Here is a 15180-nt window from a genome sequence, read left to right on the forward strand (position 1 = left end):
TCTTGAATCAGAACTCGAATGACAAGGGAATCCTTAAATGAAGACGCCGTCTAGGAAAATGCCGATCAGCCCGTTCAGCAGGAAGGCGACCAGATAGAAGGGCGCGCCGAAATTGATGCGGGCGTGATAGTCGGCATCCTCGACGCGGCCAAAGCGGCCGTAATCGTAGGTGTACATCATCAGAATCCACACACCCATGAAGGCAACGAAACAGTTCCACCAGCCGGTCGCGGGCGCGCCGCCCTCGGGGCCGAGGTTCAGCCAGGCATTGGAATAGCCATGCGTCGAAACCGCCAAAACCACGGCGGCGAGCAGACCCAGCAGATAGAAAGGCAGCAGCACGCCGTTGAATTTGTCCAGCCAGTTCTGGATCGACCCAAAGATCAGCGCGACCGAATAGACCACCACGATCAGCGCCGCGATGGGATAAGGCACCCCGGCATAGCTTTGCAGCGCGACCGCCATGACCGAGCCTTCAAACACACCGTAATAAATCGCCGTGGCGAAAAAGATCAGCGTGGCGATGGCGGCGCCGCTGCGGCCCAAAAGGATGCGCGCGAACAGCGACACCGACAGGCCGGTGCGGATCGCGTGGCGCACCAGAATCGCGTTGATGGCGGCGTAACAGGCCACCGACAGCACAAGGCCGATAATCGCATTCACCGACCCGTAAGCCAGCGCCAGCGTGGCCGCGACCACCAGATAAAACATCGCCGAACAGACCGACCACCACGCCATCGTCAGCGGCATCCGGCTCATCCGCTGATCGGCAGGCACCGGACGGTCTGAAAATTCAAGGCCCTGCGCGGTGTCATCCTGCGCGTTGATTGCTCCGGCCATTACATCCTCCCTTGTGGGATTTTGACCGAAGGCCCTTGGCTGCCCCTTTCCCAAACGGGCAAGCACGTGACGCGGCCTCCACTCCGCTTTGGGTCACGTCTCTTCGGTCAGGTGATCCTGCGGGGCAGGCGCGCGCGCGTATTGATCGGCGGCGCGGAAAGTTTTGTCTGTGGATGAACCGCGCCCTATGCGGCGCTGGCCCCCAGACGGCGCCATTCCGAAGGCGTCATGCCGAATTGCGCCTTGAACAGCCGCGAAAACTGCGCCTGATCGGAAAAGCCAAAGCGATAGGCGATCTCGGCCAGCGCGATCCCACGGGTCGAGGCGATCATATCGCGCGCGGCGATCAGCCTTTCTTCGCGGATGAACTGGGCGGCGGTGCGGTCGGTGTCGCCGAACAGCTCATGCAGGTAACGTTTGGATATGCCGCAGATGTCGGCAACAAAGCCGGGTGATAACAGCGGATTGGCAAGGTTCTGGCGGACGGTGCGTTCGGCCCGGCGCAGATGGCCGGCGCGGACGGGCGACATGGCGGCGTCATCTTGTTCGGCGCGCTCGTCCAGCGCAAGCGCCAGCACATCGACGATCTGACGGCCAAGGATCGCGGCGGCATGGCCTTGGTTCAGGTGCAGCGATTGAAGCTGGACCAGCATAGAGGTGAACAGCGCGGGCAGCCCGCTGCTGGCGTCGATGGCGCTGGCGCAAAACCGATCCGGGTCGCGCAGCTTTTCCGCCAAGGCCCGGCGCGAGATTTTCAGCACGCTGAGGTCGTTCGGATCCTTATACGAAAAACGATAGGGTTCATCCGCGCGTTCGATCAGAAAACCGCCGGGGGCCACGCGCACCTCGCGCCCCAACTGCTTGAAATCGACCGGGGCCAGATGCGGGACCGTGACCAGATATTCCTCGTCCTGAATATGGGCGATGTGCTGGCCCTGCCGTTCGTATTGCAAGGGCGCGGTCGCCAGCCGCGACAGCGACACCTGCCCCATCACGCGCCGGTCCAGCCGCCCGGTGAAGGTGTCGCTTTGCGCGAAAGTCAGGTGCAGGGGAAAATAGGTCTCGGCAATCACGCGCGTCCATTCGGCTGCACGCCCCTCGGGCGGCATCTCGGCCGTGGAATGCGCGGTGATGTCCATGCCTCTCCTCCCAAAAAGGCGACGGGCAGCTTAAGCGGCTTTATGGGCCCTAACAAGGACAGATTGTCGCAGGCGGGCGGGGTCTGGCTTCTCTGATCGACAAGTTTAACCGCACCCTGCTGCAAGAAATCAGCGCCGCCCCGCGCCACCCTTTGGGAACAGGGGTGGAGACAGCGCAAGAGGAAGCGCCCCGCCTGCATCTGGGAGGACGCAACAATGACAAAACGCAATGTGGACCCGATCACGCTGTCCGTGGTCCGGGGCGTGCTGGAAACGACGCAGCGCGAAATGACGCTGACGCTGGAACAGACGGCGCGCAGTTCGGTTTTCAACTTGGCGCATGATTATTCGACGGCGCTGTTCAACCACACACCGGAAATGATCCTGCAAGGTCAGGATATTCCGATCCATCTGGGCAGCCTGATTCCGGCGATGAAATCTGTGGCCAAGTTCTTTGACGGCGACATCCACGAAGGCGATCTGATCCTGCATAACGACCCCGCCTATGGCGGCAGCCACATCATCGACACCTGCATGTATATGCCGGTCTTTTACGAAGGCGAGCTGGTGTTCTGGACCGTCTGCAAGGGCCATCTGACCGACATCGGCGGCCCGGTTCCGGCGGGATACAACCCCAACGCCAAGGAAATCTTTGCCGAAGGTCTGCGCATCCCGCCCATCAAGCTGTGGGACCGGGGCAAGCCGCGCAAGGATGTGATGAACCTGCTGCTGACCAATATGCGCGCCCGCCGCGACCAAGAGGGCGACTTTAACGCGCTGATCGGCGCTTGTCAGGTCGGCGCGCGCGCGCTGATCCGCATGATGGACAAATACGGCAAAGACGTGGTGCAGGATTGCATCGCCGAACTGCTGGACATGGCCGAACACCATATGCGCAAGCTGATCTCCGAGGTTCCCGACGGCACCTATCACGGCACCGCCATTCTTGAGGATGCGGGCCACGGCTTTGGCGATTTTGAAATCAAGGCCAAGGTCACGATCGAAGGCGACGGCGTTCACATCGAAATCGACAGCCCGCCGCAGATCCCTTATTTCATCAACAGTTACGAAGGAAACAGCCATTCGGGCGTTTATCTGGGCCTGATGATGTTCGCGCAGCTGCCCCCGCCCTATAACGAAGGGCTGTATCGCTGCGTCACCACCGACATGGGATCAAAAGGCACGCTGTGCAACGCGCAATCGCCCGCGCCCCATATGAACTGCACCACTACGCCTATGGAAACGCTGACCGATGCGGTGCGTCTGGCCTTTGAACAGGCGGCCCCGCATAAGGTGTCGGCAAGCTGGGGCCATGCCAATGGCTGCAACATCGCCGGCTGGGACAAACGCCACGACGAAGAATATGTGACGATGGTGCTGGCCTCGATCATTTCGGGCGCGGGCGCGACGTCATCGCAAGACGGCTGGCACGCCTGCGGGCCGCAATGCTGCTTTGGGGCGCTGACCTCGGGCGATATTGAAATGCTGGAACACAGCTATCCGATCATCATTCACCGTTATTCCCTGATGCAAGATTCGGGCGGCGCGGGCAAATATCGCGGCGGTTCCGGCACCTGCTGGGAGGTCGAGCCGATGGACAGCGATATGACGCTGATCACCTTTGGCGAAGGCCGCCGCATCCCCGCCATGGGTGCAGCCGGGGCGCAGTCGGATATGGTCTCGGCCAAGGTCGGCCGGCTGGAGGTGACGCGCGGCGGTGAGACAAAGATCATCACCGATAACGTGATCGAAACCATCAAACCCGGCGAACGCGCCGCGAACAAAAACCCCGGCGGCGGCGGTTACGGCAACCCGTTTGAACGCGACATTGACCGCGTGGTCGATGATGTCCGCAACGGTCTGGTCAGCATCGAAGGCGCGCGCCGCGATTACGGCGTGGTCATCACCGACCCCGACACGCTGGCCGTGGATCAGGGCGAAACCGCCCGCCTGCGCGCTGCCTGACGCCAACACAAGGATAACACCCATGAAAAACCAATATCGCCTTGGCATCGACGCAGGCGGCACCTTTACCGACTTTATTCTGGCCGACCGCGAACATGGCGTGCGCATTTTCAAAACGCTGTCCACGCCCACCCGCCCGACCGAGGCCATCAAGAACGGCCTGAAGGTCATTCAGGAAGAAACCGGCCTTGCGCCGTCTGACATCATTCCGAATGCCGATCTGTGCATCAACGGCACCACCGTGGGCCTGAACGCGCTGATTACCCATAACGGCGCGAAAACCGGCCTGATTGCGACCAAGGGCCATGAGGACAGCATCGAGATTCGCCTTGGCCATAAGGAAGACGGCTATCGCTACGACCCCGATTATCCGCCCGCAACCATGCTGGTGCCGCGTTACCTGCGGCGCGGGGTGTCGGAACGGGTGCTGTCGGATGGCCGCGTCTATACGCCGCTGAACGAAGATGACGTGCGCGCCGCCTGCGACCATTTCATCCGTGAAGGCGTTGAATCGGTGGCGATTTCCTTTGTCTGGTCGGTCATGCACCCCGATCACGAAAACCGCGCCGCCGAAATCGTGCGCGAAATGATGCCCGATGTGCGTCTGACCATCGGCAGCCAGCTTTACCCGCAGGTGCGCGAATATACCCGCACATCCACCGCCATCGTCAACGCCTATCTTGCGCCGATCCTGCAACGCTATGTCACGCAGGTGGATGCGTATTTTCAGGAACTGGGCGCGCGTCAACCGGTGCGGTATTTCCAATCAAACGGCGGGCTTGCGCTGGGCAAGGTGGTCAGCGATCAATCGGTCTATGCGATCAATTCCGGCCCCGCATCGGCGCCACAGGCCGCGCTGTGGCTGGGTCAGCCCTGGGATATGCAGGACATCATCACCGTTGACATGGGCGGCACGTCCTTTGACATCACCCTGACCCGCGAAGGCCGGGCGAATGTGTCGAAAAACATCGACTTTCTGCGCTATCGCATTGGTATTCCGATGATTCAGGTGGAAACGCTGGGCGCGGGGGGCGGGTCCATCGGCTGGATCGACGATATGGGCCTGATGCAGATGGGGCCGCAATCGGCGGGGTCTGAACCGGGGCCTGCCTGCTATAGTCAGGGCGGCACGCAGCCGACAACGACGGATGCGAACCTTGTGCTGGGCTATCTGAACCCCGAAGGTCTGGTGGGCGGGCGTCTGCCGCTGGATGTGGACAAGGCGCGTCAGGCGATCCGCACGCATCTGGCCGACCCGCTGGGCATCAGCGTCGAAAAGGCGGCGTATGGCATGTTCACCATCGTCAACAACAACATGGTGAACGCCATTCGCCGCGTGTCGGTTGAACGCGGCTATGACCCGCGCGATTTCGTGCTGAACTGCGCGGGCGGGGCGACCGGCGCGCATATCACCGCGCTGGCCCGCGAAATGGGCATCAGCAAGATCATGGTGTCGAAATTCGCATCGGGCCTGTGCGCCTTTGGGCAAATCCTGTCGGATGTGAAGTATAACTACATGGCCCCCGCCCCGATCCGTCTGGAAGGGGCCGAGGCCGCCACCCGCCTGAACGGCCTGTTCGCGCGGCTGGAAGAAAACGGGCGCACCGATCTGTCGGGCGACGGCTTTACCGGCGATCAGGTGCAGGTGCGGCGCAGTCTGGACATGCGCTATGTCGGGCAGGTCCATGAATGCACGGTCGAGGTTGACCCCTTCGACATCACCGAGGATGCGCTGGACCGGCTGCGCGCCGCCTTCCATGCCCGGCATGAAGAACTTTACACCTATTCCGAACCGGGCAGCGCGGTGGAAATCGTGAATGTGGAAAGCACACTGACGGGCATTGTGGACAAGCCGGGCCGGTTCAGCATCGCGGCGGGCAAAGGCGCGGATAACGCGCAGATAGCCACCCGCCCGATGATCTTTGACGCATCCGGGCAGGCGCAGGATACGCCGGTTTATGACGGTGACAAACTGGGCGCGGGCGATCAGGTCAGTGGCCCGGCGGTGATCCAAGAGGTGACAACAACCATCGTCATTGAACCCGGCTGGACGGCGGAACTGGACGAAAGCGGGGTTTACCTGCTGACCAGCACGCCGGTGCAAGCCACGGATACAAAAGCCGAAAAAATCGCCGAGCCGGCATGACCCGCTGCGCGCCGCCTTACAGATAGGGCGGCGCGCAGGCCGACACGATCACCGCCTCACGATCCGATCTATTGCGGAACCGATGCGGCAGGGTGGAATCGAACAGATAACCGTCGCCCGCCTTCAGGGTGGCGGTTTCCGCGCCCACCGTCACTTCGATCTCGCCCGCAATGACAATGCCGCCTTCATGCGAGGCATGTTCCAGCATCTGATCGCCGGTATCGGCCCCCGGATCATATCGTTCATGCAGGATTTGCAGCCCATGCGCCCGCGCATCGCCCACCTGCCGCAGCGTGATCCGGCCCTGCGCGTCCTGTGTGGAATACAGCCGCGCCGTCAGGTCGCGCATGTCCTGGGGGCGGAAAAAGACGGTCTGCGCGGCGGGCGTGTCGGGTTCAAAAAACTCGGACATGGTTAACCCCAACCCGCCCAATATTTTGCGCAAAGACGCCACCGACGGGCTGGACCGGTTCGTTTCAATCATCGACACCTGCCCATGCGGCACGCCTGACGAATCGGCCAGGCCGCGTTGCGATAACCCCGCCTCGATCCGCAGCTGACGCAGGCGCGCGCCGACATCGAAATCTTGCATTTCTGCCCCCTTTATCCGCCCGAAAACCTTATCAATCCGGCACCGCGCGCACAATCTTTTGTCAGATCGTGCACAAGTATCGTGGCGATGTTGCTCAAGATATAAAGCAAGCTTAGCCTGATCTGAACAACCATGCGAGGTTAAGATGACCCATTCCGCCGTCCTTGCCGACCGCAAATCCGCCGCTGTTGCCCGCGGCGTTGCCACCCGCAACATCTATGCGGCCCGTGCCGAAAATGCCGAATTGTGGGATGCCGACGGGCGGCGCTTTATCGACTTTGCCGCCGGTATTGCCGTGAACAACACCGGCCACCGGCACCCGCGCGTGATGCAGGCGGTGGCAGATCAGGCGCAGGCGTTTACGCATACCTGTTTCCACGTCGCACCCTATGAAGGTTATCTGAAGCTGGCCGAACGGCTGAACGCGGCAACCCCCGGCGATTTCGCCAAGAAAACCATGCTGGTCACAACCGGGGCCGAAGCCGTTGAAAACGCCGTGAAAATGGCGCGCGCCTTTACAGGGCGGTCGGGTGTTATCAGCTTTTCGGGCGGGTTTCACGGGCGCACGCTGTTGGGCATGGCGCTGACCGGCAAGGTCGCGCCCTATAAAAAGGGCTTTGGCGCCATGCCGCCCGAAATCGTCCACGCGCCGTTCCCGAACGATTTTCACGGCGTGACCGAGGCCGAGGCAACCACCCATCTGGAACGGCTGCTGGCCTCATCTGTTGACCCCGACCGCGTGGCGGCGATGATTATCGAACCCGTGCAGGGCGAAGGCGGCTTTACCATCGCGCCCGCCGGTTTCCTGCGCAGCCTGCGCCAGATCTGCGACCGCCACGGCATCGTTCTGATTGCCGACGAGGTGCAGGCGGGCATGGCGCGCACGGGGCGGATGTTCGGCTTTGATCACAGCGGCGTTGCGCCCGATCTGGTGACCATGGCCAAGGGTCTGGCGGGCGGCTTTCCGCTGTCTGCCGTGACCGGGCGGGCGGAAATCGTCGATGCGCCCGGCCCCGGCGGCATCGGCGGCACCTATGCCGGTAACCCGCTGGCCGTCGCCGCCGCCAATGCGGTGCTGGATGTGATCGCGGATGAAAACCTGTGCGCGCGCGCCGATGACATTGGCCAGCAGATCCGCGCCCGCCTGAATGCCATCGCCGACCGGCAGGGCATGGAATGCATCGGTCAGGTGCGCGGGCTTGGCGCGATGAACGCCTTTGAACTGGTCACGGATCGCGCCACCAACGCCCCCGACGCGCCCCTGACCGCCGCCATCGTGGCCGAGGCGGAACAGCGCGGGCTGATCCTGCTGTCTTGCGGCACGCGGTATAACGTCATCCGCCTGCTGCCGCCGCTGACCATCCCGATGGACCAGCTGGCCGAGGCGCTGGACATCATCGAAGCCTCGATCGAGGCAGCAAAGGCACAGCAATGACGCATGACAACCTGATAAACGGGGCGTGGGTGCCGGGCGAACAGACGCGGCCAAACCTGAACCCTTCGGACCTGTCTGACATCATCGGCCATTACGCCCAAGGCAGCGCCGATGACGCCGCCGCCGCGGCCCGCGCCGCCGCCACCGCCCAGCCCGCATGGTGGGATGTAGGCCCGCAGGCGCGCGCCGACCTGCTGGACCGCATCGCCGCAATGATCAACGCGCAGGCCACAGACATCGGCACCATGCTGGCCCGCGAAGAAGGCAAAACCCTGCCCGAGGCCATCGCCGAAACCCGCCGTGCCGCGCAGATCTTTCGCTTTTTCAGCGGCGAGGCGCTGCGGCTGACGGGCGAGGCTTTGGCCTCTATCCGCCCCGGCGTCGATATTGAGATCACGCGCGAGCCGGTGGGCGTGGTCGGGTTGATCACGCCGTGGAACTTTCCCGCCGCGATCCCGGCGTGGAAGATTGCGCCCGCGCTGGCCTATGGCAATGCGGTGGTGCTGAAACCCGCCGATCTGACCCCCGGCACCGCGCATCTGTTGGCGCAGATCATCCATGCGGCGGGCGCGCCCGCGGGGGTGTTCAATCTGGTCATGGGCGCGGGGTCTGTCGTGGGGCAAGCCATCTGCGAAGCACCTGAAATCGCGGCGCTTTCCTTTACCGGATCGGTCCCCACAGGGCGGCGCATCGCGCAATCTGGTGCTGCGCAGATGAAAATGCTGCAACTGGAAATGGGCGGCAAAAACCCAATGGTGGTCATGGATGACGCCGATCTTGACGTGGCGGTTGCCGCCTGCCTGAACGGCGCGTTCTTTTCCACCGGGCAACGCTGCACCGCATCGTCGCGCCTGATCGTGCAGGACGGTATCCACGACGCTTTCGTTGATGCGCTGTCGCGGCAGATGCAGGCGCTGCGCGTCGGCCCTGCGCTGGACCAGGCGACGCAGATCGGCCCCGTTGCATCGGAATCGCAACTGGCCAGCAACCTGTCTTACGTCGATCTGGCGCGGGCCGAAGGCTGCAACGTCATCGGCGGTGAACGGCTGGACGGCAACGGATACTTCCAACGCCCGGCGCTGCTCACTGGTGCCACCAACGACATGCGCGTGGCGCGCGAGGAAATCTTTGGCCCCTGCGCAACCGTGATCCGCGTGGCCGATTTCGACGAAGCCCTTGGCGTTGCCAATGACAGCGATTTCGGCCTGTCTGCGGGCATCTGCACCACGTCTTTGCGCCATGCCCGCGCCTTCCGCCGCCATGCGCGCGCCGGCATGGTGATGGTGAACCTGCCCACGGCGGGCGTTGATTACCACGTCCCCTTCGGCGGCACCAAGGGCAGCTCTTACGGCCCCCGCGAACAGGGCAGCCATGCCGCGCAGTTTTATACCACCGTCAAAACATCCTATCTGGGTTAAGGCTTATGGGCGTGATTCTGACCATCAACCCCGGCACCACCACCACGCGGCTTGGCCTGTTTGACCCCGATGGCACCGCCTTGGCCGAAGACACGCTGGACCATGACGAACGCGTCATGGCCGGTTTCGACAGCATCAAGGCGCAGCTGCCCTTTCGTGCACAGGCGATTGCCGGCTGGCTGGCCCAACACAACGCGCCGCTGATCGCCGTTGCCGGGCGTGGCGGGATGCTGACCCCGGTGCCTGCGGGGGTGATTGCGGTGAATGATGAACTGGTCGATTTCGCGCTGAACCGCCCCGTGCATCACCACGCATCCAACCTTGGCGCGCCCTTGGCACAGCGGATTGCGGCGGATGCGGGTTGCCCGGCCTTTGTCGTTGACCCCGTATCCGTCGATGAATTGCCACCCGAGGCGCGCCTGTCCGGCTGCCCCGAATTGCCGCGCTTTTCCTTTGTTCACGCGCTGAACATCCGCGCCTGCGGGCGTCAGTTGGCCGATGATCTGGGCAAGCCGTTTGACCACCTGAACGCCGTCATCGCGCATATGGGCGCGGGCATTTCCATCGCGGCCATCCGCGCGGGGCGGATCGTCGAAAGCTCTAACCGGATGGAGATTTCGCCCTTTTCCCCCGAACGTGCCGGGGGCCTGCCGCCGATGTCCTTGATCGACCTGTGCTATTCCGGCGCCTATGACAAGGCCACCCTGAAACGCAAGCTGTATGGTCAGGGCGGTGTCTTTGCCTATCTTGGCACCAAGGACATGCGCCGGGTGCAGACGATGATCGACGCGGGCGACACCCGCGCCGCGCTGGTCTGGCGGGCGATGGTCTTGCAAATCGCGCGGGCGATTGGGGCGGTTGCGGCATCTGTCGATTTTCGGCCCGATGGCATTGTGCTGACCGGCGGCATGGCGCATTCGCGGCAGCTGACCGATGCGTTGACCGCCCGTTGCGGCGCGTTAGGGCCGGTGACGATCATGCCCGGCAGCCGCGAAAGTCAGGCGCTGGCCCAAGGGGCCGCCCGCGTGCTGGCCGGCACCGAACAGCCGCGCTACTGGCCCGTCACCCCCGAAATCGAGGCCCTGCCATGGTGATCCGCAGCTTTGACGCCCTGCGCGCTGCGCTGATGGGCCGCGCGCCGCTGTCTGTTGCCGTGGCGGGCGGCGAGGATGACGCCACGCTGGCCGCCCTTGCCACCGCGCACGGGGCGGGGATCGTCGGCGATGTCACCCTGACCGGCGATGCGGAGCGCATCCGCGCCGCCCTGCCCCCCGCACTGGCCGGGGCGACCATCATCGACGCGCCGACCGACGCCGCCCCGCGCGCCGTCGCCGCCATTCGTGCGGGCCGGGCCGGGGTGCTGGTCAAGGGCCGCGTGGACAGCGCCGCATATTTGCGCGCCGTGGTGGACCGCGACACCGGCCTGCGCGGGCCGGGCGTTTTGTCAAACCTGACGTTGGCCGAAATGCCATCGGTTCCCCGGCTGATTGGCGCGACCGATAACGGCATCCTGCCCCTGCCAACGCTGGACCAGAAACGCGCGATTATCCACAACGCCCTGCCGCTGTTTCGCGGGCTTGGGCTGTCCGCGCCCCGCATCGCCGCCATCGCCGCATCGGAAAAGATCAGCGACAGCCAGCCCGCCACCACCGACGCCGCCGCATTGGCCCGTGCCGCCGCTGTGGGCGAATTTGGCACGGCGCTGGTCGATGGGCCGTTCGGTTATGACGTCGCCCTGTCGCCCACTGCTGCCGCGCGCAAAGGGCTGGGCGAAAGCCCGGTCGCGGGCCAGGCCGATCTGATCCTGTTTCCCTCGATTGAATCGGGGAATGCCACCGTCAAGGCGTGGAAGCTGCACGGTCAGGCCCGCACCGCCAGCATCGTTCTGGGGGCGCGCGTGCCGGTGCTGCTTAATTCCCGGTCAGATGGGGCCGATGCGCGCCTTTTGGGGCTGCTGCTGGCCGGGGCCGTTCTATCACAAAGCACAGGAGACGACCGATGAAAGACACGAACCGTTTGGTATGGGACGACCCGTTTTTGCTGAACGATCAGCTGACCGAGGATGAGCGGATGATCCGTGACAGCGCCGCCGCGTATGCCCAGAACCGGCTGCAACCGCGCGTCCGCGATGCGTATCGACGCGAGGAAACCGACCCGGCGATCTTTGCCGAAATGGGCGATCTGGGCCTTTTGGGCGTCACCATCCCCGAAGAATATGGCGGGATTGGCGCGGGTTACGTCAGTTACGGCCTTGTCGCGCGCGAGGTGGAACGCGTGGACAGCGGATATCGCAGCATGATGTCGGTGCAATCATCGCTGGTGATGTATCCAATCTATGCCTACGGGTCGGAAGAACAGCGCCGCAAATACCTGCCGAAACTGGCATCAGGCGAATGGATCGGCTGCTTTGGCCTGACCGAACCCGACGCCGGGTCTGACCCCGCAGGCATGAAAACCACCGCCCGCAAGGTCGATGGCGGCTATGTCCTGAACGGGTCGAAAATGTGGATTTCCAACAGCCCCATCGCGGATGTGTTCGTCGTTTGGGCGAAATCTGATGCGCATGGCGGCAATATCCGCGGCTTTGTGCTGGATAAGGAAACGCCCGGCCTGTCCGCGCCGAAAATCGAGGGCAAGCTTAGCCTGCGCGCGTCGATCACCGGCGAAATCGTGATGCAGGACGTGGAAATCCCCGAAAGCGCGATCTTCCCCGAAATCGAGGGGCTGGCCGGTCCCTTTGGCTGTCTGAACCGCGCGCGGTTCGGCATTGCATGGGGTGCGATGGGCGCGGCCGAAGCCTGCTGGCATTCGGCGCGCCAATACGGCCTTGACCGCCGCCAATTCGGCAAACCCTTGGCGCAAACCCAGCTTTATCAGAAAAAACTGGCCGAGATGATGACCGAAATCAGCCTTGGCCTGCAAGCCGCCCTGCGCGTCGGCCGCCTGTTCGAAGAAGGCCGCATGGCGCCAGAGATGATTTCCATCATCAAGCGCAACAACTGCGGCAAGGCGCTGGACATCGCCCGCATGGCCCGCGACATGCACGGCGGCAACGGCATTTCCGACGAATTCCCGGTGTTCCGCCATATGTGCAACCTGGAAACGGTGAACACCTACGAAGGCGCGCACGACGTTCACGCTCTGATATTGGGGCGCGCGCAGACGGGCTTGCAGGCGTTTTTCTGAACGGGCGGCGGCGGTCTGATTGAACGGCCCGCCGCGTCTGACTGGGTGATGATGCTTTGCGACCAGCACACATGAGATGACCTCATGATGCGACTATGACGAGGTAGTCGCACAGCTGCGACGCTTCTTGCTTAATGATGTCGCGTTCTGACATTCTTCTTGGGTAGAAAATTGCTCAACCGTCTGCTTCTCGGGCCATCCAAGACGATCAGGACGTGATGTCGATCTATGTCGGCGGAGGCAAATGGCGACCAATAGTTGTGCGTCGCCGAGGCATAGCGCGATCAGACCGTCCATGGCGCCCAGCGCGAAACCCCGCATATTGAGGCATTTATTCAAGCGGTGGGCGGCAAGTTCCTGTCGCGCCGCTTTATCGAGACGACAGTTGATCGTGGTCGCCGACAAGGAAGAGAATAGCAGCCTTGTCCGACACCCATAAATTACATTAGTTATTCTTAACAACTTCCAAAGAAAAGATACAATACTTTCGCTCTGTTTCAGCGCACACTTCCCTTACGGCAAATGCCGGTGGGAGGAATTCATGACAGTTGACAGCCGCTTAGCTGCGGTGTCCAACGTTTCGTTGGCGCTGCGGGCATGGAATATTCGTCGTAAGGCCCTGCTGATGGGCGAGGTGCAGGGCCAAGGCTATATCGGGCAGGCTCTTGGTGTCGCCGACGTGCTGGCGGCCTCATATTTTCACGCACTGAACTACGACCCCAAAGACCCCGAATGGGAAGGCCGCGACCGTTTTCTGCTGTCCATCGGCCATTACGCCATCGCGCTTTATTCGGTGCTGATGGAGGCAGGCATCCTGCCTGAAGAAGAACTGGAAACCTATGGCATGGACGATTCCCGGATGCCGATGTCCGGGATGGCGTCCTACACGCCCGGCATGGAGATAACCGGCGGTTCTCTGGGGCATGGGCTGGGGATCGCGGTCGGCATGGCGATGGGGCTAAAGCGCAAGAACAACCCTGCCTTTGTCTATAACTTGATGTCGGATGGCGAGTTGGGCGAAGGCTCGACATGGGAAGCGGTGATGTCGGGTGTCCAGCATCGGCTGGACAACCTGATCTGCCTTGTCGATTTCAATGACCAGCAGGCAGACGGCAAATCCACGGCAGCACTGGCCCAAGGCGACGAGCGGGCCAAGTGGCAGGCCTTCGGATGGCACGCGCAGCGGGTCGATGGCAACGATCTGGATGCGGTGGTCGCGGCCTTTGACGCCGCCCGACAGGCCGACCATCCCGGCCCGCGCGTCATCATCTTCGACACCAAGATGTGCAAGGGAGTCAATTTCCTGGAGACCCGCGAGATCACGCATTTCGTCCGCGTCGAGCCGGACGAATGGGCCAAGGCGCTGACCGTTCTGGAAAAAGGGAAACCGCAATGACGCTGGCATCCATGAAGCGCAAATACGAGCCGCGCAAACTGCCCGAGGGCGAGCGTGTGGCGACGACCGCGATGATCGCCTCGCTGGCCGCCGAAGGCTATGAGACGGTCAACGCCCCCTTCGGCCATGCGCTGGTCGAGGCGGCAAAACGGGACGATAAAATCGTCGGCCTCTCTGCCGATCTGGCGAAATACACCGATCTGCACATCTTCGCACAGGCGATGCCCGACCGCTTCTATCAGATGGGCATGGCCGAACAGTTGCTGATGTCGGCCGCTGCCGGGCTGGCGCGTGAGGGGTTCAACCCCTTCGCCACCACCTATGCCGTCTTCGCCAGCCGCCGCGCCTATGACTTCATCGCCATGGCAATCGCCGAGGAAAATCTGCCGGTCAAGATCGTTTGCGCGCTTCCGGGCCTGACCACCGGCTATGGTCCCAGCCATCAGGCGACCGAAGATCTGGCGATCTTCCGCGGTCTGCCAAACATGACCGTCATAGACCCGTGCGACGCCGATGACATCATCGGAATGGTGCCGCAGCTCGGCGCGCATGACGGCCCCGTCTACAGCCGCCTGCCGCGCGGCAAGGTGCCTTCCGTCCTGACCCGCCACAAGCCGGACTATAAATTCCAGCTTGGCAAGGCGCAGATGATCCGCGAGGGGCGCGACGTTCTGGTGATCGCGACCGGCTTCATGACCATGCGCGCGCTGGACGCAGCCGTGGCGCTGGCCCGCGACGGGATTGATGTGGCGGTGCTGCATGTGCCGACAATCAAGCCGCTGGATACCGAAACCATTCTGGCCGAGGCGGCCAAGGGCGGACGGCTGGTTGTGACGGCCGAGAACCACACGGTCGTGGGCGGTCTGGGTGAAGCGGTGGCCGGCACCCTGCTGCGCAGCGGCGTCACGCCAACCTTCCGCATGATCGGCCTGCCGGATGCGTTCCTTGAAGCGGGAGCTCTGCCGACACTGCACGACATGTATGGGCTGACCGTCGAAAAGGTCGCCGCACAGATCAAAGGCTGGCTGTAACCGGCCGCCCCTCGCACTATCTTAAAAAGGAG

At 62.9% G+C, this 15180-nt stretch carries 12 protein-coding genes; 9 read left to right on the forward strand and 3 right to left on the reverse strand.

What is annotated here, in order from left to right; all coding sequences use genetic code 11:
• Positions 1–33: 33 nt before the first annotated feature.
• Positions 34–840: a hypothetical protein gene (locus Q4G22_RS00005; RefSeq protein WP_303383851.1), complete on the reverse strand. Its 807-nt coding sequence runs from the start codon at positions 838–840 to the stop codon at positions 34–36.
• Positions 841–1025: 185 nt separating this feature from the next.
• Positions 1026–1979, reverse strand: a complete 954-nt coding sequence (locus Q4G22_RS00010) for a helix-turn-helix domain-containing protein (RefSeq protein ID WP_303383852.1) — start codon at positions 1977–1979, stop codon at positions 1026–1028.
• A 216-nt stretch (positions 1980–2195) separates the two neighbouring features.
• Here Q4G22_RS00010 and Q4G22_RS00015 point away from each other — a divergent pair, with 216 nt between their 5' ends.
• Entirely contained in the window at positions 2196–3944 is a 1749-nt protein-coding gene (locus Q4G22_RS00015) for a hydantoinase B/oxoprolinase family protein (RefSeq protein WP_303383853.1), read from the forward strand.
• A 22-nt stretch (positions 3945–3966) separates the two neighbouring features.
• On the forward strand, positions 3967–6090 hold the full coding sequence (locus Q4G22_RS00020) for a hydantoinase/oxoprolinase family protein (RefSeq protein ID WP_303383854.1): 2124 nt from the start codon (positions 3967–3969) through the stop codon (positions 6088–6090).
• Between the two features lie 16 nt (positions 6091–6106).
• Here the strand turns inward: Q4G22_RS00020 and Q4G22_RS00025 are convergent, their stop codons facing one another.
• Positions 6107–6682: a cupin domain-containing protein gene (locus Q4G22_RS00025; protein ID WP_303383855.1), complete on the reverse strand. Its 576-nt coding sequence runs from the start codon at positions 6680–6682 to the stop codon at positions 6107–6109.
• A gap of 145 nt (positions 6683–6827) precedes the next feature.
• On the opposite strand from Q4G22_RS00025, the gene gabT reads away from it, so the two are divergent.
• The 7 genes from gabT (at position 6828) to Q4G22_RS00060 (ending at position 15148) form a co-directional block, all read left to right on the forward strand.
• Positions 6828–8117, forward strand: coding sequence for a 4-aminobutyrate--2-oxoglutarate transaminase (gene gabT / locus Q4G22_RS00030; RefSeq protein WP_303383856.1), 1290 nt, complete (start codon positions 6828–6830; stop codon positions 8115–8117).
• Entirely contained in the window at positions 8114–9535 is a 1422-nt protein-coding gene (locus Q4G22_RS00035) for an aldehyde dehydrogenase family protein (protein WP_303383857.1), read from the forward strand. The genes gabT and Q4G22_RS00035 overlap by 4 nt, the downstream gene beginning before the upstream one ends.
• Before the next feature lie 11 nt (positions 9536–9546).
• Positions 9547–10629 carry a butyrate kinase gene (gene buk / locus Q4G22_RS00040; protein ID WP_303383858.1) on the forward strand — a complete coding sequence of 361 codons (1083 nt, stop codon included), beginning with the start codon at positions 9547–9549 and terminating at the stop codon, positions 10627–10629.
• Positions 10623–11537: a phosphate acyltransferase gene (locus Q4G22_RS00045; RefSeq protein WP_303383859.1), complete on the forward strand. Its 915-nt coding sequence runs from the start codon at positions 10623–10625 to the stop codon at positions 11535–11537. The genes buk and Q4G22_RS00045 overlap by 7 nt, the downstream gene beginning before the upstream one ends.
• Positions 11534–12721: an acyl-CoA dehydrogenase gene (locus Q4G22_RS00050; protein ID WP_303383860.1), complete on the forward strand. Its 1188-nt coding sequence runs from the start codon at positions 11534–11536 to the stop codon at positions 12719–12721. Before Q4G22_RS00045 ends, Q4G22_RS00050 begins: the two co-directional genes overlap by 4 nt.
• Positions 12722–13262: 541 nt before the next feature.
• On the forward strand, positions 13263–14117 hold the full coding sequence (locus Q4G22_RS00055) for a transketolase (protein WP_303383861.1): 855 nt from the start codon (positions 13263–13265) through the stop codon (positions 14115–14117).
• Positions 14114–15148 carry a transketolase family protein gene (locus Q4G22_RS00060; protein ID WP_303383862.1) on the forward strand — a complete coding sequence of 345 codons (1035 nt, stop codon included), beginning with the start codon at positions 14114–14116 and terminating at the stop codon, positions 15146–15148. Before Q4G22_RS00055 ends, Q4G22_RS00060 begins: the two co-directional genes overlap by 4 nt.
• Positions 15149–15180 lie beyond the last annotated feature (32 nt).

Origin of the sequence: Paracoccus sp. (in: a-proteobacteria), assembly GCF_030538655.1 — a bacterium.
Classification (GTDB): domain Bacteria; phylum Pseudomonadota; class Alphaproteobacteria; order Rhodobacterales; family Rhodobacteraceae; genus Paracoccus.

Bases quoted from the DNA above. Each gene is read 5' to 3' on its own strand.
- Q4G22_RS00010 (WP_303383852.1), bottom strand. From the start codon at position 1,979: ATGGACATCACCGCGCATTCCACGGCCGAGATGCCGCCCGAGGGGCGT.
- gabT (WP_303383856.1), top strand. From the start codon at position 6,828: ATGACCCATTCCGCCGTCCTTGCCGACCGCAAATCCGCCGCTGTTGCC.
- Q4G22_RS00055 (WP_303383861.1), top strand. From the start codon at position 13,263: ATGACAGTTGACAGCCGCTTAGCTGCGGTGTCCAACGTTTCGTTGGCG.
- Q4G22_RS00020 (WP_303383854.1), top strand. From the start codon at position 3,967: ATGAAAAACCAATATCGCCTTGGCATCGACGCAGGCGGCACCTTTACC.
- Q4G22_RS00025 (WP_303383855.1), bottom strand. From the start codon at position 6,682: ATGCAAGATTTCGATGTCGGCGCGCGCCTGCGTCAGCTGCGGATCGAG.
- Q4G22_RS00050 (WP_303383860.1), top strand. From the start codon at position 11,534: ATGAAAGACACGAACCGTTTGGTATGGGACGACCCGTTTTTGCTGAAC.
- Q4G22_RS00005 (WP_303383851.1), bottom strand. From the start codon at position 840: ATGGCCGGAGCAATCAACGCGCAGGATGACACCGCGCAGGGCCTTGAA.
- Q4G22_RS00045 (WP_303383859.1), top strand. From the start codon at position 10,623: ATGGTGATCCGCAGCTTTGACGCCCTGCGCGCTGCGCTGATGGGCCGC.
- Q4G22_RS00060 (WP_303383862.1), top strand. From the start codon at position 14,114: ATGACGCTGGCATCCATGAAGCGCAAATACGAGCCGCGCAAACTGCCC.
- Q4G22_RS00035 (WP_303383857.1), top strand. From the start codon at position 8,114: ATGACGCATGACAACCTGATAAACGGGGCGTGGGTGCCGGGCGAACAG.
- Q4G22_RS00015 (WP_303383853.1), top strand. From the start codon at position 2,196: ATGACAAAACGCAATGTGGACCCGATCACGCTGTCCGTGGTCCGGGGC.